Genomic DNA, 19,162 nt, shown 5'->3' with positions numbered 1-19,162 from the left:
ATTTCTCCTAATATTTTTTTATATAAAAATCAGTCATTATATGATCTCTACATTTTTTAACAATTAAATCTGCACGTTCTTTACTTGGTAAAATATATTCATGTAGATTTTTCAAATTTACATCACGCCAAACTTGATGTGCTAATCGGTCAGCCTCTGTAGTGGGCATCTTAACCCACCTATAAAAGAAATTATCAGGACTATTAGCATTAACTACTAAAAGTTGATGAAAGCGGTCCATAAACCAAGATTCAAGTAATGATTCATCAGCATCTAAATAGATACTAAAATCAATAAAATCCGTCAAAACTTTTTGTTTACCATAAGTTTGTAATAAATTTATTCCCTCAACCAATAATATATCTGGCTGTTTAACATAAGCAATTTTATCTGGCACTAAGTCAGAAATAGTCTGAGAATATAATCTATATGGTACTTTGGGACGCCTTCGTTTAATCTCAGTCAAAAAATTAACTATAGCATCCCATTTAAACGAGCTAGGGAAACCTTTCTGAGACATTAACCCTTTATCATCCAACTCTGCGTTGGACATAATAAATCCATCCATAGACACAAGATCTACATTATCATTGCCATATTTTTCTTGCAAGGCAAGCTTTAGCTTTTTACTCAAAGTAGACTTTCCCGATGCAACTGAACCTGTAACTGCTACTACAAAAGGTGGATTAACTATTGATTTGGTTACAAATTGCAAATTATTCTTTTGTTTATTTAAATAATTGGTATAAGATTTTTCAATCAGTAAAATTAAAAAATCTAAACTATTAGCCCCTGGTGACACGCAATGTCGCAACATCTCAGGAGTTATTTTTATATAATCCTCTTCCAATAGTTCACCTTCTTTTGAAACCAACCTAGTCTAGCCTATCATATAAAATAGAAAAATAAAAGTTATTTTATCTGATAACTGATGCAATTAACTCCATTTACAGGTATCAGCTTTTATCTCCCGCAACAAATCGCTCAATTCATCCGTATAAATTAAATCTAACTTATACATAGCTCTAGATGTAATGGTATACAATAACTGCCGTTCATCCTCTTTATGATAATTAGTATTATTAACTTGCCAAGCAATTACAGCATCAAACTCTAATCCCTTAGCTAAATATGAAGGAATAACTAATACACCTGGAACTAATCTTTGATTAGCTGTAGCAATTAATGTTACCTTGATTGATTCACTTTTTAATTTAGTAGTTAAATCACGTGCCTCTTCAAGAGTCTTAGTAATAATAGCAGTGGTCAATTTTTCCTGATTATTAGCTATTAGAATATCATTTATTTTATGTACTGCACTTGCATTATCACAATGCCAAATTGTTGGTTTAGCTCCATTACGATCAAATGCTTCTATTAATTCACCTGATTTTAATATTTGTTTGGTAAAATCTGTAATTTGTTTCGTTGAACGATAAGACTTGGTTAATTTTATTAATTCTATTTTTTCTGATATGAATAATTGCTTAACTTTATCTAACAAGGTTAAGCTATCGTCTTTAGTAAAAATAGCTTGATTTAAATCGCCTAACATCGTAAATTTTGCACGTGGAAAATTATATTTTAAATATGCCAATTGAAATGGTGTATAATCTTGAATTTCATCAATAAAAGCATATCTCATTTCATAATTTACTCTGCGACCTGTTATTACATCATATAAATATAGATATGATGATATATCCGTAATTTTAATTTGCTTATGCACAAAGTTCTGTTTAACTAATTCAATATGATCGTACCATTCATTTTCAGAAATTCCATATTGTTGTAAATCTATCATTTTAGGGATAGCACGTAAAAATGCTATATATTGAGCTCGGATATTGAAAAAACTATTAGCATTGACTTTACGCAATACCTGCTTAAGACTATTTATAACAATTTTCTTAGATAAAAAACGCTCTTCTTCTGTACTGGAGGCAAATTCTTGATCTGGTCTATCATATAATTTATTGAGTTCTTCTTTACTAATTGATTCTAAATATTTAGCAACCCATGATTTTTTAGCTTCAGCTGATATACTTTCATTTAACCTAACAACTAATTTTTCACGAGTAGCTTCGATTCTATTACGCAAATTGTAATTTTCATTGAAACTATAGTATATATCTTTAATATAATCTTTGTCAAAAAAGGGTTTTTCTTTATCCTTAAAATATATATTTTTAAAAACAACACCATGTTTGATCAAATGTTTACTATAATGATTAATTGCCTCAAAAAATTCTAAAGAATCTTTTAATTTAGCAATCTTAGGATTTTTATTTTGATCTTCAAATTGATCAAATAAAGATTCAACTTTAAAAGCTGGTACCCTCCTCGATACAAATTGCCTATATGTCATCTGCACCATATTTTGTTCTCCCATCTCTGGCAAAACATTCTTAACATAGTCATTAAACAATTGATTAGGACTAAACATTATTACATCACTAGATACCAAATTACCACGATATCTATAAAGCAAATACGCTATTCGCTGCAAAATTGCACTCGTCTTACCTGAACCTGCTGAGCCTTGTACAAATAATAAGTCAGCAGTAGTATTTCTGATAATTTTATTTTGCTCTCGTTGAATGGTTGTAACGATAGACTTCATTTGCGTAGAAGATTTTTCGTTCAGAACGTTAATTAGCATTTGATCGCCAATCGATTCATTGGTATCAAACATATTAACTATTTGTCCATCTTTTATTGAAAATTGTCTCTTTTTAGTCATCAATACTTCTTGCTCACCATCAGGAGCATAATAAGTAACAGATCCTAGTTTTCCATCATAATAGATAGATGATATTGGAGCTCGCCAATCATAAATTAAAAATTGATCATTTTTATCCGCAAACGAACCTAAGCCAATATATATAGTTTCGGGTTTCTCATTCTGTTCCTGAAAGTCAATTCTCGCAAAATAAGGTCTTTTATTTAATCGCTGTAATGTAGATAACTGCTTAGTAGCATGCTGCCACGCATTTTGTCGTTCTTCCAATAATTGTTGTTGCTGATGAATAGATAAAGCTGTTTCCATCGAAGTAGAATATCCATCGTAGTCTAACTTTAAATCATCAAAAAAGTGGGCATTTAAATTTTGTGCCTCAGATTGTGCACCACTTATTGATTTTTCAACTATTTTAATTCGATCCTGAATTAGAGATAAAACATGATCTAAATGCTCTTGTTCCTTTTGTTGCTCTGATTTTTTTGTCAAAATATTCACCCATACCATATAAAACTTTGCATACAATTTTAACACATTATATGCAATTTAAGAAATATAAAATCCACCTCAGGTAATATTTTATAAAAAAATACACGATCTCAACTTTTCGAAAGAAATCGTGTATTTTTAATAATTTTATTTAAAAAGCATTTTAGGCTTCTTAAATATCATTAGGCATTACCGCCACGGCTTTTAATAATCTCTTCTTGAATAGACTTAGGTGTTGGTGCATAGTGATCAAATACCATAGTAAATGTACCACGACCCTGAGTAGAAGAACGTAAAGTAGTAGCGTAACCAAACATTTCAGAAAGTGGAACAAAGGAGTTAATTACCTTAGCACCAGCTCTATCTTCCATACCTTCCATAGTACCACGACGAGCAGTAATTGAACCCATTACATCACCCAAGTATTCTTCAGGAGTTATAACTTGAACTTTCATAATTGGTTCCAACACAACTGCACCTGCTTTAGATGCAGCGTTCTTTAGTGCCAAGGAAGCAGCAACTTTAAATGCAGCTTCAGAGGAGTCAACTTCATGGTAACTACCATCATATAATTTTGCTTTAACATCAATTAATGGATAACCTGCTAATACACCATTCTTCATAGCTTCTTGCAAGCCGGCATCAACTGCTGGAATGTATTCACGAGGAACAACACCACCAACAATGGCATCTTCGAATTCGTAACCTTTTCCTTCTTCTTGAGGAGTAAATTCAATCCAAACATCACCATATTGACCTTTACCACCAGATTGACGAACAAATTTACCTTGTGCTGATGCAACTTTAGTAAATGTTTCACGATATGCAACTTGAGGTTCACCAATAGTAGCTTCAACACCAAATTCACGTTTCATACGCTCAACTTGAATGTCTAAGTGTAATTCACCCATACCAGCAACTAAAGTTTGACCAGTTTCAGGGTTAGTTTCAGCTTTGAATGTTGGATCTTCTTCAGTAAGTTTTTGAAGAGCTACATCCATTTTGTCACGATCAGCTTTAGATTTTGGTTCAATAGAAACTTGAATAACAGGATCTGGAATTTGTAAACTTTCCAAAATAAGTGGATGGTTAGGATCAGTTAAAGAATCACCTGTAGTAGTGTTCTTCAAACCGATAGCACCTGCAATATCACCTGAGAAAACTTCAGGAATTTCTTGACGTGTATTGGCATGCATTTGTAACAAACGACCTACACGTTCACGAGAATTTTTAGAAGCATTCAATACATAAGAACCAGATTGTAATGATCCAGTGTATACACGTATAAATGTCAAACGACCTACAAATGGGTCAGTTGCAATCTTAAATGCAAGTGCTGCAAAAGGCTTGTCATCATCTGCAAGAAGTTCAACTTCTTCACCAGTCTTTGGTTCATGAGCAACGTATGGTTTAACATCAACTGGAGATGGCAAGTAATCAATAACACCATCCAACATCATTTGAACACCTTTGTTCTTAAATGCTGATCCAGCAAAAACAGGGAAGAATTCCAAGTTTAAAGTAGCCTTACGAATAGCTGCCTTTAATTCTTCATTTGATATTTCTTCACCGCCAAGATATTTTTCCATAACGTTATCATCAACATCTGCAACGGCTTCAATCAACTCTGCACGACGCATTTCTGCTTCTTCTTTGTACTCATCAGGTACAGGAATAGTTTCCCATTTAGCACCAAGTTGATCTTCATCATAAACATCTGCAACCATTTCGATTAAGTCAATGACACCTTCAAATTGATCTTCGGCACCAATTGGCATTTGTACAGCATGAGCATTAGCATTCAAACGTTCATGTAAACTTTTAACAGAAAAGTCAAAGTTTGCACCAATTTTATCCATCTTGTTAACAAAAACAATACGTGGTACACCATAAGTTTCAGCTTGACGCCAAACATTTTCTGTCTGAGGTTCAACACCTGACTGTGCATCAAGAACAGTAACAGCACCATCAAGAACACGAAGAGAACGCTCTACTTCTATAGTGAAGTCAACGTGTCCTGGGGTATCAATAATGTTGATTCTGTGATCTTTCCATTGAGCAGTGGTAGCTGCAGATGTAATAGTAATACCACGCTCTTTTTCTTCTTCCATCCAGTCCATTTGTGAATCACCTTCGTGTGTTTCACCAATTTTGTGGATCTTACCCGTATAGTACAAAATACGTTCAGTAGTAGTTGTTTTACCAGCATCAATGTGAGCCATGATACCAATATTACGTGTTTTTTCCAAAGAGAACTCACGTTTATTAGCCATAAATTTTTTTACTCCTTTTAAAAACTAACTGATTAGAAACGATAGTGAGCAAATGCACGGTTAGCTTCTGCCATTCTATGCACATCTTCACGCTTCTTAACTGCTGAGCCAGTATTGTTTGCTGCATCCATAATTTCATTAGCAAGACGCTCATCCATATTATGTTCATTACGCAAACGAGAATAAGAAACCAACCATCTTAATCCCAAAGTTGTTCTTCTTTCAGGACGTACTTCTACAGGAACTTGATAGTTAGAACCACCTATACGACGTGCTTTAACTTCTAATACAGGCATAACATTGTTCATTGCTTCTTCAAAGACTTCTACTGGTTCTTTGCCTGTCTTTTCCTTAATGATATCAAATGCATCATAAAGGATTGATGAAGCTTTAGCCTTCTTACCATCAACCATTAAGTGATTGATCAATTTAGTAACTAATTTTGAATTGTAAATTGGATCTGCTAAAACATTTTTCTTAGCAATATTACCTTTTCTAGGCATTGATTATTCCTCCTATTAGTCTTTCTTTGCACCGTACTTGGAACGACCTTGTTTTCTTCCGTCAACACCGGCAGTATCCAATGCACCACGAATAATATGATAACGAACACCAGGAAGGTCTTTTACACGACCACCACGAATTAATACAACTGAGTGTTCTTGTAAGTTGTGACCAATACCAGGAATATAAGCAGTAACTTCAACTAAGTTAGAAAGACGCACACGAGCGTATTTACGCAAAGCTGAGTTAGGTTTCTTAGGTGTCATAGTACCTACACGAGTTGCAACACCACGCATTTGTGGTGCTGGATCATAATTCATTTCTTTTTTCATACTATTATAAGCATAATTCAAAGCTGGTGACTTTGATTTAGTCGTCTTAGAATGACGGCCTTTTCTAACCAATTGGTTAATTGTTGGCATTAATTTTTCCTCCTAATTGTTCACACATCCGGGAGTTTCTTTTTTAACCCCCAAACATAATATATGCACAATTAATAGAATAATGCATGTGAGACTAATATGTCAACACTTTTTTATATATTTATACTAATTTTGCGTAATAAATTATGCATTATAGATAACGAGGTAATTTATGAAAAATAACTACAAAAATAATATTTTAATTCTGATTCTGCTATTAGGACAATTAAGTATAATTTGGCTGTCACTACCTTATATTTTATGTTCCAAGATAATATTAATCCTCTCTACGGGATTTTTTTCATACGCTATTATCAGTGATTTCTTTAACCAAGAATTTTATTTATTATTAGCTATCATCCCTATAATCAGCTTAATCATAGAATGGAAAAATAGTTTTGGTGCTTTCACTGCAGGGGAATGGAAAATTTTACTCATCTTATTTTTCGTATTTTTTATCTTAATTTTGAGTAAAAAAATAGGCAGTGGCGATTTATTTTACTTCATTATTTTTTGCGGAATATATGGAGTAGGTATATCACTACATATCCTTTTAATCGCATGTTGCACTGCCTTAATATATATAATATTTCACAATAAAAATAATAGATCATTACCTTTCTTGCCCTTTTTATTCTTAGGGCAATGGCTTACACTGATTACATTATTATTATTGTAAGTAATCTGTATCATCTTTTATCGTAGCTTTTTTAGCTAGATTTTTTTTACAAGCTATTTCATATTCTTTTTGTAGAAAAGATATACTACAAATCAATAAAAATGTCATTATTATAAAAATTATGACACCATTAGGCGTAAACCATAGCTTAAATGGCAATTGCATCAAGTAGCAATAATTTGCTTTAAGTAACAAATCTACTGCTAATACTAAAGTGTTCATTGCCAATGTGATGCTCATAATATCAATACTTCTTAGCCCAGTTTCGACATTTTCAATTACCATAATACTTGCACACATTAATAATATATGTGAACCAATATATGTAACATTAGTAATATGTGGCCAAACATACCTAGAAGGATCAGGTATTGTAAACGCAAGAGTAGTTCCTATTATGCCTAACCATGAAAAATAAACAGCTATCTTTTTTTGATTCATGTAGTACATTAAAGGAATCATAATTGCAGCAATTCTACAATGAAATAAAGGCAATCCTTCATGTAAAAAGGTACTAGGCTCACCGTAATACCAATATATCAACAATAATTGTAAGCAAAGCATAGAACCAAACACAAAATTTAGCAAAAGCTTACTATAACGAAATTTATGAACCAATAAAACCGATATAAATAATGCTATCCAAACAGAAGCCATGTTAAAATTCGTTGTTCCATCAGGTACATGTCTAAAAAAATATTCCACCAACACTATCCTACTCTCTAATAAATAACTACAGGTTCATCCTTTTCAACTACATTCCAAACAGCTTTTATCAGGCTAGGTTTGATATTAACACATCCATGTGAACCATTTTTTATATAAGCAGTTTTACTCCAATCGGTTCGCCAAGCAGCATCGTGCAGTCCACATCCACTCAAAGTAAATGGCATCCAATATCTAACACGAGATGCATATGGTGTTCCATCACTATTTTTACCACGCAATACACTAGGTGACTGCTTATAATGAATATACCAAACGCCTTTTGGAGTCGCATCTAACTTATTTGCAGCAGTTCCTGTGACAATATTGTTAATTTTAAGAACTAACTTGCCATGCTTATAAAACCATGCTTCTTGATTAGGGATAGATACAGCAATATATGTGTTGCCTAACCCATTATTACCTTTACCATATCCTTTACCATATGAGCTATATCCAATACCATAAACAAAATTGTGACCTTTTAATACAGAATGTTTATTAATATATGCAGATTTAATAGCTTCAATTAACTGTTTAGAATTAATGGCCCATCCATAACTCTCATTTCTTACCAAAATCATACCATGTTCAGGAGTTTCAAAATGATACTTTTTATGCAAAGTGCTATACTCTTGATTAAGTCTTTCTATCCTAGCCTTCAGTAAACTATCATCTAAAAAATGAAATGCCTTATTATAGCATTCAACTTTTGGATAATATTTTTTTCTTGAGAAAATGTATTTTTTACCCAAAATTTCAAATACTACTTTGGCATCAGCTATATTTTTGGCTTTACCTTTTAAATCCAATAATTCTTTATTACGAAAAATATATTTTTGATAATTAGGCAATCTTGTCTTTTGTTCGTTAAAATAATCTTCAACTTTTTTTCGAGTAATAGTTTCGAAATCTTTTCTAATTAACTTTATATCTCTTCCGTCAATCATTAATGCATTAACAGCTTTTTTATTAACTTTTCTATATGCTTGATCAATTGTTAATTTGCTAACATCTACGCCATATATTTTTACACATGGATTAAAATGAGTTTTATTATATATAACTGTTTGATTGATTTGCTTAATTCGATTATGTTTTCTTTTATTATTTGCAATTAATAAAAAAATAACCAATAAAAAAGAAAGAAGTAGCAAAATAATCAGACTAAATTTATAGCTACGTGCTTTTTTACGCATATAATTACTTCCTCTGCCTTACTCTATTAAGTTATTATATCACGTAGTTCAGCTAAATTATTATATATAAAAAATTAGTAGTCATAAATTGAAGCAATAAGAAAACAAAAAAAGCATCAACAACTTGATACCTTTTAAATATATGCAATTAAGAATTAAAGTACACGAACACCGTATGAAGGGTAGTAGTAACTAGAAATATTAGCTACAGTAACACTTTGTCCAGGTTGTGGTGAGTGAATATATTGTCCATTGCCGATGTAAATACCAACATGATAATTACCCCAAAATACTAAGTCACCTGGTTGTAATTGACTAACGCTAACTCGTGTACCAGCATTCAATTGATTATAAGTAGTTCTACCAATATAACGACCTGTAACTTGCTTATAAACGTATGAAGTTAAGCCTGAGCAATCAAATGCACTAGGACCTGCAGCACCATATACGTAAGGCTTGCCTTGTTGCTTAAGAGCAAAATTAATTATAGCTTGTGCACTAGCTTTTACACTAGTGTTAGCTGATGCAGATTGAGAGACAGGTGTAGAATCAGAAACAGTATATGAAGCTAATACCCAATGATTGTGGCCTAAATCGTACCATAATCTACCTTGTTTATCATAAGAAGTCTTAACAACTACCCATCTACTTCCATGAGGTAAATACTGACCAGTAGTATGTCCGCCATTTACATTATTCCAGACAGCTATGCCATAACCAGGTACATAATTAACCTTAGCTATAACACCAGCAGCTTTTGCTTTAACTGGTTTTAAAGAATTAGATACTACAACACCAGTCACAGCAATAGTTGTAGCCAAAGTGAATTTAAATAATCTAGACATAAGTGGTTTCAAATCAGGTTCCTCCTGCGACTCTCTGTCGCTTTAAAATCTTAATTTATTACAATGACTATTGTATCTGATTAGTATTACATCCATGTTACAGAATTAAAGCACATTGATTACAAAATCATGTAATAAATATTTCAAAAAACCACTAATGTTGTATCTGATCAATCAACTTTGCTATAGTTCCTTTAGTATCTTGCCAATTATCATTGACTACAATATGAGCATACTTTTTTAAAACGCCATGCAATTGCAAATCACGTTTAAATTCTGAACTATTAATCCTTTTATTTATTTCAATAGGAGCATCCCCTCGCCCAATCAAACGTTGCATTAACTTAGAATGATCACTAATTGTAATATAAATAAAACAAATATTATCAATCGGTAGCTTATGAAAATACGAATTGACACCCTGGGTTTCAAGTATGATAGAAACTAAATCATGTTGACTCCAAGCTTTTTGTAGAGACTCCTGACTTGAGCCATATTGATAATGGCCATATTCTACTTTTTCAAATAGATGAAGTTTACTAAAACTACTATCGGTCTCAAAATAATACTCTTTGCCATTTTGTTCGCCTGCCCTCGGCGGTCTCGTAGTATGTGTTAAAACTCGTGGTATATTGTATTTTTCCTGCAAATAATTAGATATAGTGGTCTTACCAGCACCACTAGGGCCAGCAATGATAATGATTTTTTTCAAAATATACTCCTATTGCTTGAAATTGCTTGATTTTTATAATATTATTTCACTATTGTATACGATATCATACTAATAAGGAAAGAGTGTTTTTCATGAAAAAAAGCGATATCAAAATAGATTCTATCGTAGGTGCAAAATCTGATGAAGAAATATCCAAGCCATTTGAAGGTAAAGTAGAAAAAATATACGAAAACTCAGTATTATTATCTATTACATCCTATGAACCAGAAGATGAAACAAATGTTAGTGATCTTAATGGAAAAATTGTAGTTAGTTTTAAAAATCTTAAGAAATTAGCTAAAAAACCATCAAAACAAGCTGAAACACCTACTAATGAAATCAAAATATCCAAAATTGAAGCAAAAGATGAGCAACAATAAAATAATTCGCTTGTAGCTAATAAAAAAAGCAACATTTTAAAATTGATGTGACCCCAAAAAGTTAAACTTTTTAGCGTAGCAGTTTATATGACTGCTACGTTATTTTTATGCAGCCACTCACTTTAACTAAGCAACAACGTCAAGAAATTAAAAAGCAACTCGGAAGTTTAAATAAACTTGAAATTAAAGGACTAGATTTACATTTTGGTGGCCATAATAGAGATCATTTACAACTTGCTTATAAACTTCAAATACTTTTTCATCGTAACAACTGTCATTAGTAATTCCAGTTACTCCATAGTACTTTAAACGTTGCATTTGGTGAATGGCAGTTACCAAAGGTTATAATTTTAGTCATTTTGCACCTCACAGTAGTTTCAATTTCTTACAAAAATTATTATGAACTAAGAAACTTTATTTGGTAATATTCTATAGTGCTAGCACTACTTAATTAAAATCATTTTTAGCAAATAACAAGTATTAAATGAAGAATAATATAAAAAATTAAAAAATGCGTTGACTAATTAATAAAAAGGCAATATTATTACCTTAATTTCCAAATGAACTACATCCATTTAGAAAGAAATATCTTTTTATTGGAAGGAAGTATTTTTTATGGAAAAGGTTAATAAAAAGAAACAATATTTATTAACAAATTATTTTGGTGATAATCATTCTGATGATCCTTTTGCTAGACAAATTGAAATGTTAGATTCTTTTAATAGATCTGGTGTATCAACTTCAAAATTGCAAGCTGATTTAAAAAGACAGATATGTATATTTATCCATTCCCTTAGAAAAAGCCGATATTATTAAAAATAATTATAGGATCTAGGTGATTAAAGATGAGTTTTCAAAAATTAATTAAAACTAATTTACTCTTATTCATTGTAATAATTGTTTTAGAGCTATTATTTGCAGCAGGATCTGCAACAAGCTCATATATTATACAATTTGCCTATAATCAATTAGTTAAAAATATTCTCATAGGTTTTTTGATAATTATTGCCAGTAGTGTTTTCCTTTCATTCGTTTCTTACATTTTCAGCTCGTTAGCTACCTATCTTTTTAGTAAACAAACTCAAAAATATATTCACAGTATTAGACATAACTTAATAAGCAAATACTTTCATGACAAGGCACCTAAAGTGGCTGAAATAGAAAATGAATTAAATAGTAATTTACAAGTGCTTACTAAAAATTATGCCGATAAGTCTTTAAGTATTATTCAATCATGTTTCTTGTTGGTTACATCTATTGGCAGCCTTCTTCTAATGAATTGGATGCTTACATTATTGGCATTAATTCTATCAGTTATTACACTTTACATTCCTCGTTTTACAAGACAAAGAGCCTCTAATGCAACGCAAAAAGTGGTTAATAGAAATAGTAAATATTTGTTAGCTATTGAAGAATGGTTTAATGGCTTAGAAGAATTAAGAAAGTATACTGCTTTTAATAAACTAAACTTAGTCATGCAAGAAGTTAGTAAAAATCTAGAAACAAGCTTCGTAAAAAGAAAAAAAGTAATTTCTATTGCAGATTTTCTTAACGGATGTGCCAATTCTTTCTCTCAAATTGCGATTACTCTGTTAGCAGCAATCTTATTTTTTAATCATCAAGTAACCTTCGGAGTAATAATAGCAGCCGGTAACTTTTCCTCTATGATTTTAAATTGCTTGTTGACAATTACTACATCGTTAACACGAATTCAATCAGTTCAAGAGCTTAACAAACAAATTGTTGAGTCCCAAAAGGTAATCTCCTCTCATAAAGAAATTAATACTGATGAAATATACTCAATTAGTACACATGATTTAAGCATTTCATTTAAAAATGGAGAAACAATACACTTCCCAGATATTCGTATTAAAAAAGGCGAAAAAGTGTTGCTTAGTGGAGATAGTGGTACTGGTAAGTCTACGCTATTTAAATTAATTCTTAATAAAATGTACCCAACTACGGGACAAGTTATTTTTGAAGATAAATATGGTAAAAAAATTAGTCCAGATTATGCTCAAATTGGTTATATTCCTCAGGATGGTAAGCTTTTTCCTACTTCTATTATCAACAATATTATTATGTTCAATAATAAGTTGAAACAGCAGGTAAAAAATTCTATTGAAAACAATGATTTAAGTAAAGATATAGCTAGTATGCCAAACGGATTTGAAACAAAAATTGATTTAGACACGATTAATTTTTCTGGAGGGCAAAAACAGAAAATTATTTTAGCTCGTAATGAGATACATAATTTTTCTATTATTTTAGCTGATGAGGCAACTAGTGCAATAGATTCAAGAAGTAGCTATCGTATTCTAAAAAACTTAGTATCATCGAATAAGACAGTTATTGTAATAGCTCATAATTTAACTCAAGATATGGAAAAACTATTTAGTAGAAAGATTAGCTTGTAAATAATAAGAGGTGATTATAAGTGTCTTTTAAAGATATATATGCTGTTAATAGAATAAGAATGATATCGCTATTAGTTCTAGAATTCTTAACTTCTGGTTTAATAATTGGGGTCAGCTATATTAATACATATCAAATAACGGCCATTAAAAACAGAAAATGGCAACAATTTATTTTTCTGATTACTCTATCTTTGATTTTATTTATTATAAGTTATGCTGGTCTTAATATTTGTCAGTATTGGATTGAAAAACAAATTCAGCAATATAATCATAAAATAAGATTTAAAATAGTAAACCATTATTTTTATGATAATAAAGTACATAATGCTGCCGAAGTTCAGAATCGCTTAACTAACGATCTGAACTTAATAAAAGATTCAAAGCTGGCAGTATATACGGATATTCCATACTATTTAGCTCAAATTATTTTTGCCTCGATTGGGCTGTTGCTATTTCATTGGAGTCTATTAATTGTCGTTTTGATATTGGGAACGCTCAGCTTTTATTTGCCTAAATTTCTTCGTCCCACTATGCAAGCAGCTGCTCTAAAGCTATCTCAAGCAAATAAGCAGTATTTAGATACAGCTGAAAAATGGTTAGATGGTCTGTCGGTACTTCAAAGGTTTTCAGTGGGTGCACAGCTTTCTAGGATTATGGATAATGCATCTGATACATTAGAAAGTGCAAATATAGCAAGAACAGGTACTATGCAAGGTTTAGCTGTATTGAATAAGGCTACTTCAGCACTGTTGCAATTTGCTTTATTAGCAGTTACGGCAATATTAGTTACAAACCATACTGTTGTATTTGGTGTAATAGTAACTGTTGAAAGCTTTAGCTCCTATATCAATATGTCAGTTAAAATGCTTGCAACTGAATTAGGACAGATTCATTCAGTAGATAGTTTAAGCAATGAGGTTAATGCGGATACAGCTGTAGTTGAGCATATAGGTACTTTACAGTCTCCAGCTAGCTTGACTACAAAAAACGTGTCGGTAAAATTTTCTAATGGGAAAATAATAAAGTTTCCCAATTTGAATATAAAATCTGGTGAAAAAGTTTTATTAACTGGTGACTCAGGAACTGGAAAAACCACTCTATTTAAAGTACTTCTTGGTAAAATTAAACTTCATACTGGTACGATCAATTTTAAAAATAAATATGGTGCTGATATTAAAATTAATAAGGTTAAGATAAGATATATCCCACAAGATCCAATATTATTTCCTGATAGTATCGAAAATAATATTACAATGTTCAATTCAAAATTGAAAAATAAAGTATTAGATTATGTTAAAGACATTTCTTTTGAATCTGATATTAGAAAAATGCCATTAGGCCTAAAGACAAAATTAAATTTGCAAAAATTAAATATTTCTGGAGGTCAGCGACAAAAAATAGTATTAGCTCGGGCTTGCATTCACGATGACGATTTTATTTTAATTGATGAAGGCACTAGTGCTATAGATAAAAAAGCAACGCTCGATATTTTAAAGAAGTTATTAAATAGTCCATATACTGTGATCTTTATAGCTCATAATTTTAATGATGAAATGTACAGTCTCTTTGATAGAGAAATACATTTAGTTTAGATCTATTCTGTAGTACTGAAATTCTATAGTATAAACACTAATTAGTGCTAGCACTACAAAATTAAAATAAAATTTCAAAAAAATCTATGCAAGTAAAAAAATCCATGCTATAACCTTTCTTACATCAAGAAAGACATTGACGAATTCAGCAACGCTTTTCAAGGCATTTATCGATATGTTTAATAATAGTTAAGTGAAGGTATTTCATAAGAACCACAATTTTCTATGAAAGACCAATGATATGACGAAAGTGAGCAAAAAGACAAAAACTCTGCTCACTTTTCTTTTAAAAAGAAAAAGAACCGAATCAAAATTATTCGGTTCATCAAGCTCTATTTTCGTCAATATCTTAACTTAATGACATTGCATTTTAAAATGTTGCTTTTTTTATTAGATAAAATTATAAAATATAGTTTTGCAAGCTATAGTTCAAGAGAGCTGCTAAAATACCACCTAAAAGGGGACCACACATAGGAACCCATGCATAACTCCAATTAGCTGTAGATTTATATGGAACTGGGAAAATTGTATAAACTAATCTTGGTGACCAATCACGAGCTGGATTCATAGCCAATCCAGTAGTAGGACCTAAGGCTAATCCAATAACAATAACTAAAAATCCTGCAATAAATGGTTTTAATCCTTCTCCGAAATTACCCAAATGAATTAATACAAATACAAAAATAAAAGTATCAATTGTTTCATCTATGAAATTAAAGATTGGACTATTAGTAGCTGGACCTGTAGCAAAAATACCTACATGATTACCCTCAGCCTCATTTTTGGTTTCTTTAAAGTGGGCATAGTAATGTATGTATGGAATCAATCCGCCAAAAAAAGCACCTATAAATTGAGCTACAATATATGTAAAAACTTTATCCCATGGGAAATAACCACCAACCGCCATACCAAGAGTAACAGCAGGGTTCAAATGGGCTTTAGAGCCGAAATTAGCAGCAACATAAACTCCAAATGTTACAGCTAAACCCCACGCAAAAATAATATAAAACCAATTAGCATTCTTAGCATAACTTTTCTTTAAATTAACAGCTGCTCCAGTACCAACACCTAAAGCCACCATGACCATAGTACCGAAGAACTCACCTAATAATTCTGACATAATATTTACCTCTCGAAAAATTTTAGAAAATAGGGGATTTGTTTACTCGTAAGATTAATTATTCTTCAACAACAGTTATATCGCCACCCAACTTACGAATCTTATCTTGAACACGATCGTATCCTCGCAAAATGTTGCCTGCATTATGAATAACAGTTTCACCATCAGCCATCAAGCCTGCTATCATTAAAGCAGCACCAGCACGAATTTCACCAGCATTAACATCCATACCTTTTAATTTAGAACTAGGGTGGATCAAAATAATATTATTTTCCACACAAATCTCTCCACCCATTTTTCGCAACTCGGGCACATGCCCTACACGCTTAGGATATATATTATCAATTATTATACCCTCGCCAGTTTTAGCAGTTAATAAAAGTGGTGTAATTGGCTGTTGTAAATCTGTAGCAAAACCAGGATACGGTTCCGTTTTGATTTGAACCATCTTAAGATCGCCTGCTGGATAAACAAAAATTGAATCTTCATCAACATCCGTTACAACGCCCATTTCTTCAATCTTAGCAAGATAACTATCCAAATGTTCCGTAATTACATTATGAATTCTGATACCATTACCAATGCAAGCTGCTAAAGAAATATATGTACCTGCTTCAATTCTATCTGGAATAATCGTATGTGAAGCTTTGGCCTTTAACTGACTGACACCATTAATTCTAATCGTATCAGTACCTGCTCCTCTAATTACTGCACCCATATTATTTAAAAATATGGCTAAATCAATAATCTCAGGTTCTTTAGCTGCATTTTCTATTACAGTTTGTCCATTAGCAGTGACTGATGCCATAATAATATTCATAGTGGCACCAACGGAAGGCATAGCTAGAGATATTTTTGCACCCCTTAATCCTTCTTCAGGAGCTGTAATAATAATTTTATCATCTTCATTGTCCACATTAGCACCTAATGCTTCAAATCCTCTGATATGTTGATCGATCGGTCTAGGTCCGATATCATCCCCACCTGGGAATCCTACAACAGCTTTTCCAAAGCGACCCAAAAGAGCACCCATGAAATAATATGATGCACGTAGAGACTTTATCTTGCCTGCTGGCAATGGACTACGCTTAATATTCTCAGGATCAATGGTCAATGTAGTTTCTTCAAATTTACATTTAACATCCATTTCACCTAACAAATCCATCAAATTATCTACATCAGCGATACGAGGTACACCTTCTAAAACAACGGTCGTACGAGAAAGTATTGACGCTGGAATTAAAGCTACTGTTGAATTTTTTGCTCCACCTATCCATACGTCGCCCTTTAAGGGCTTTCCACCATGAATAATCATTTTTTTCATTATAGGGAACAATTCCTTCTAATTTTTTACTGTAATACATAACTGTATCACAAAACATGATATAGAAAAATAGCCAAAAAAACAAGAAGAGAAAGCATTTTCACTCGAACTTCTTGCATTTTATATATCTACTAATTAAATTCTGAAATAGGTAAACCACTTGCAGCACCGATAAATGCCTTAAATAAGCCCTCTGGACGCTGTGGTCTACTCAAAAATTCAGGATGATATTGTGTTGCAACAAAGAATCTATTTTGAGGTATCTCAATAATTTCTACTAGTCTATTATCTGGTGATACACCTGAAAATATCATGCCCGCATCTTCAAATGCTTGACGATACTCATTATTAAATTCAAAACGATGTCTATGACGTTCCTGTATTACTGACTCGCCATCATAGGCAGCACTAGTTTTAGTACCCTTTTTCAAAGTTGCAGGGTAAAGACCTAAACGCAAAGTACCACCAATATTTTCAACGTCTCGTTTATCCGCCATAATATCGATTATATTGTATTTGGTTTTTGGATCTGCCTCAGTAGTATTTGCACCCTTCATATTTAAAACATTACGTGCAAACTCTACACTGGCCATTTGCATTCCTAAACATATTCCTAAAAATGGAATATCATTTTCTCTGGCATACTTAATTGCAGTAATCATTCCTTCAAGACCTCTTGTGCCAAAACCACCAGGTACAATTAATCCCTCAGAACCACGCATAATATCTGCAATATTATCTTCAGTAATATTTTCTGCTTGTACTTTATCAACCTCAATTTTAGTACTATATAAGTAACCTGCATGTTGCAAAGCTTCTGTTACAGAAATGTATGCATCTTCTAACTCAACATATTTACCAACTAAAGTAATCTTTGTAGTATGCTCTAAATTCTTAGCTCTTTGATCTAAACGTTTCCAAGATTCCATATCCGCAGTTTTTCTTGGACTGTCTAGATGTAAATAATCACATACTAATTGATCCATACCTTGTTTTTGGAAAGACAATGGCACATCAAATAAAGATGGTTCATCGATTGATTCCATAATTCTTTCCACTGGAACATCAGTAAAGTTAGAAATTTTATTCTTTAATTCCTGCTTGATAGATTGTTCAGCACGTAAAACTAACATATTAGGTTGAATACCTATACTACGTAAAGTTGCTACAGAATGTTGTGTTGGCTTAGTTTTCATTTCATGAGCTGCATGTAGCAATGGAACTAAAGTACAATGAATATACATTACATTTTCATCGCCAACTTCACGACGCATTTGTCTAATAGCTTCCATAAATGGTGTAGATTCTATATCACCTACAGTACCACCAATTTCAGAAATAACTACATCAGAATCAGTGGTTAACCCTGCACGCATTATTTTCTTTTTGATCATATCTGTTATATGCGGAATAACTTGTACAGTATCACCTTGATAATCGCCACGACGTTCTTTTTCTAAAACTTCTTGGTATATTTTACCAGTAGTAACATTTGAATACTTGCTAGTTCTTACATCTACTAATCGTTCATAATGACCCAAATCTAAATCAGCTTCAGTTCCATCATCTGTTACATAAACTTCACCATGTTGATATGGATTCATCGTACCTGGATCTATATTAATATATGGATCAAATTTTTGCATAGTTACCTTTAAACCACGATTTTTTAATAAACGTCCTAAACTCGATGCGGTAATACCTTTTCCTAAAGATGATACAACGCCACCAGTTACAAAAATATACTTAGTCATGCAATAA

General features: G+C 32.0%; 18 protein-coding genes. 5 read left to right on the top strand and 13 right to left on the bottom strand.

Going from position 1 to position 19,162, the window contains the following annotated elements:
• Positions 1-7 precede the first annotated feature (7 nt).
• The 5 genes from coaA to rpsL form a co-directional block, all read right to left on the bottom strand.
• Complete coding sequence (gene coaA, locus G6Z82_RS00655) at positions 8-850, bottom strand: type I pantothenate kinase (RefSeq protein ID WP_164785685.1); 843 nt, start codon at positions 848-850, stop codon at positions 8-10.
• An 87-nt stretch (positions 851-937) separates the two neighbouring features.
• Positions 938-3,229: an RNA polymerase recycling motor HelD gene (gene helD, locus G6Z82_RS00650; protein ID WP_206528193.1), complete on the bottom strand. Its 2,292-nt coding sequence runs from the start codon at positions 3,227-3,229 to the stop codon at positions 938-940.
• Between the two features lie 182 nt (positions 3,230-3,411).
• Positions 3,412-5,502, bottom strand: a complete 2,091-nt coding sequence (gene fusA / locus G6Z82_RS00645; protein WP_006729773.1) for an elongation factor G — start codon at positions 5,500-5,502, stop codon at positions 3,412-3,414.
• A 32-nt stretch (positions 5,503-5,534) separates the two neighbouring features.
• Entirely contained in the window at positions 5,535-6,005 is a 471-nt protein-coding gene (gene rpsG, locus G6Z82_RS00640; protein WP_006729772.1) for a 30S ribosomal protein S7, read from the bottom strand.
• Between the two features lie 15 nt (positions 6,006-6,020).
• Positions 6,021-6,428 (bottom strand): 30S ribosomal protein S12, encoded by a 408-nt coding sequence (gene rpsL / locus G6Z82_RS00635; protein ID WP_006729771.1) that lies wholly within the window; start codon positions 6,426-6,428, stop codon positions 6,021-6,023.
• 172 nt (positions 6,429-6,600) lie between these two features.
• Here rpsL and G6Z82_RS00630 point away from each other — a divergent pair, with 172 nt between their 5' ends.
• Entirely contained in the window at positions 6,601-7,107 is a 507-nt protein-coding gene (locus G6Z82_RS00630; RefSeq protein WP_006731551.1) for a hypothetical protein, read from the top strand.
• Here the strand turns inward: G6Z82_RS00630 and G6Z82_RS00625 are convergent.
• From G6Z82_RS00625 to G6Z82_RS00610, 4 genes are all read right to left on the bottom strand, one after another.
• Complete coding sequence (locus G6Z82_RS00625) at positions 7,099-7,812, bottom strand: TMEM164 family acyltransferase (protein WP_006731572.1); 714 nt, start codon at positions 7,810-7,812, stop codon at positions 7,099-7,101. The genes G6Z82_RS00630 and G6Z82_RS00625 overlap by 9 nt on opposite strands.
• Positions 7,813-7,829: 17 nt before the next feature.
• A complete protein-coding gene (locus G6Z82_RS00620) occupies positions 7,830-9,011 on the bottom strand; it encodes a L,D-transpeptidase family protein (RefSeq protein ID WP_006729768.1) in 1,182 nt (393 codons plus the stop codon).
• Positions 9,012-9,166: 155 nt separating this feature from the next.
• Positions 9,167-9,868: a C40 family peptidase gene (locus G6Z82_RS00615; RefSeq protein WP_006730250.1), complete on the bottom strand. Its 702-nt coding sequence runs from the start codon at positions 9,866-9,868 to the stop codon at positions 9,167-9,169.
• Between the two features lie 142 nt (positions 9,869-10,010).
• Positions 10,011-10,568: a guanylate kinase gene (locus G6Z82_RS00610; RefSeq protein WP_006729766.1), complete on the bottom strand. Its 558-nt coding sequence runs from the start codon at positions 10,566-10,568 to the stop codon at positions 10,011-10,013.
• A gap of 92 nt (positions 10,569-10,660) precedes the next feature.
• Here G6Z82_RS00610 and G6Z82_RS00605 point away from each other — a divergent pair, with 92 nt between their 5' ends.
• Positions 10,661-10,948, top strand: coding sequence for a DUF2187 domain-containing protein (locus G6Z82_RS00605; protein WP_006730317.1), 288 nt, complete (start codon positions 10,661-10,663; stop codon positions 10,946-10,948).
• Between the two features lie 183 nt (positions 10,949-11,131).
• Here the strand turns inward: G6Z82_RS00605 and G6Z82_RS06655 are convergent, their stop codons facing one another.
• Positions 11,132-11,266: a hypothetical protein gene (locus G6Z82_RS06655; protein ID WP_277601651.1), complete on the bottom strand. Its 135-nt coding sequence runs from the start codon at positions 11,264-11,266 to the stop codon at positions 11,132-11,134.
• Positions 11,267-11,563: 297 nt separating this feature from the next.
• Here G6Z82_RS06655 and G6Z82_RS00600 point away from each other — a divergent pair, with 297 nt between their 5' ends.
• The 3 genes from G6Z82_RS00600 to G6Z82_RS00590 are packed head-to-tail and all read left to right on the top strand — an operon-like array spanning position 11,564 to position 14,957.
• Complete coding sequence (locus G6Z82_RS00600) at positions 11,564-11,764, top strand: hypothetical protein (protein ID WP_006731558.1); 201 nt, start codon at positions 11,564-11,566, stop codon at positions 11,762-11,764.
• 29 nt (positions 11,765-11,793) lie between these two features.
• Positions 11,794-13,365, top strand: coding sequence for an ATP-binding cassette domain-containing protein (locus tag G6Z82_RS00595; RefSeq protein ID WP_102878193.1), 1,572 nt, complete (start codon positions 11,794-11,796; stop codon positions 13,363-13,365).
• 20 nt (positions 13,366-13,385) lie between these two features.
• Positions 13,386-14,957, top strand: a complete 1,572-nt coding sequence (locus G6Z82_RS00590) for an ATP-binding cassette domain-containing protein (protein ID WP_006731525.1) — start codon at positions 13,386-13,388, stop codon at positions 14,955-14,957.
• 400 nt (positions 14,958-15,357) lie between these two features.
• On the opposite strand, the gene G6Z82_RS00585 is transcribed toward G6Z82_RS00590, so the two are convergent.
• The 3 genes from G6Z82_RS00585 to G6Z82_RS00575 all read right to left on the bottom strand — a co-directional run bounded on the left by G6Z82_RS00585 (position 15,358) and on the right by G6Z82_RS00575 (position 19,155).
• Positions 15,358-16,077 carry an MIP/aquaporin family protein gene (locus tag G6Z82_RS00585; protein ID WP_006729760.1) on the bottom strand — a complete coding sequence of 240 codons (720 nt, stop codon included), beginning with the start codon at positions 16,075-16,077 and terminating at the stop codon, positions 15,358-15,360.
• Positions 16,078-16,135: 58 nt separating this feature from the next.
• A complete protein-coding gene (locus tag G6Z82_RS00580) occupies positions 16,136-17,401 on the bottom strand; it encodes a UDP-N-acetylglucosamine 1-carboxyvinyltransferase (protein WP_006730290.1) in 1,266 nt (421 codons plus the stop codon).
• Positions 17,402-17,532: 131 nt separating this feature from the next.
• On the bottom strand, positions 17,533-19,155 hold the full coding sequence (locus tag G6Z82_RS00575; protein WP_006730274.1) for a CTP synthase: 1,623 nt from the start codon (positions 19,153-19,155) through the stop codon (positions 17,533-17,535).
• Positions 19,156-19,162 lie beyond the last annotated feature (7 nt).

The organism is Lactobacillus iners (assembly GCF_011058775.1).
GTDB lineage: Bacteria > Bacillota > Bacilli > Lactobacillales > Lactobacillaceae > Lactobacillus > Lactobacillus iners.
Note: the sequence above shows the minus strand (reverse complement) of the source record. Positions and strands in the feature narration are given on the sequence as shown.

Excerpts from the sequence above, each read along its gene's own strand:
- G6Z82_RS00600 (WP_006731558.1), top strand. The coding sequence starts at position 11,564 with ATGGAAAAGGTTAATAAAAAGAAACAATATTTATTAACAAATTATTTT.
- rpsG (WP_006729772.1), bottom strand. The coding sequence starts at position 6,005 with ATGCCTAGAAAAGGTAATATTGCTAAGAAAAATGTTTTAGCAGATCCA.
- G6Z82_RS06655 (WP_277601651.1), bottom strand. The coding sequence starts at position 11,266 with ATGCAACGTTTAAAGTACTATGGAGTAACTGGAATTACTAATGACAGT.
- rpsL (WP_006729771.1), bottom strand. The coding sequence starts at position 6,428 with ATGCCAACAATTAACCAATTGGTTAGAAAAGGCCGTCATTCTAAGACG.
- G6Z82_RS00575 (WP_006730274.1), bottom strand. The coding sequence starts at position 19,155 with ATGACTAAGTATATTTTTGTAACTGGTGGCGTTGTATCATCTTTAGGA.
- G6Z82_RS00605 (WP_006730317.1), top strand. The coding sequence starts at position 10,661 with ATGAAAAAAAGCGATATCAAAATAGATTCTATCGTAGGTGCAAAATCT.
- G6Z82_RS00620 (WP_006729768.1), bottom strand. The coding sequence starts at position 9,011 with ATGCGTAAAAAAGCACGTAGCTATAAATTTAGTCTGATTATTTTGCTA.
- G6Z82_RS00585 (WP_006729760.1), bottom strand. The coding sequence starts at position 16,077 with ATGTCAGAATTATTAGGTGAGTTCTTCGGTACTATGGTCATGGTGGCT.
- G6Z82_RS00630 (WP_006731551.1), top strand. The coding sequence starts at position 6,601 with ATGAAAAATAACTACAAAAATAATATTTTAATTCTGATTCTGCTATTA.
- fusA (WP_006729773.1), bottom strand. The coding sequence starts at position 5,502 with ATGGCTAATAAACGTGAGTTCTCTTTGGAAAAAACACGTAATATTGGT.
- G6Z82_RS00580 (WP_006730290.1), bottom strand. The coding sequence starts at position 17,401 with ATGAAAAAAATGATTATTCATGGTGGAAAGCCCTTAAAGGGCGACGTA.
- G6Z82_RS00595 (WP_102878193.1), top strand. The coding sequence starts at position 11,794 with ATGAGTTTTCAAAAATTAATTAAAACTAATTTACTCTTATTCATTGTA.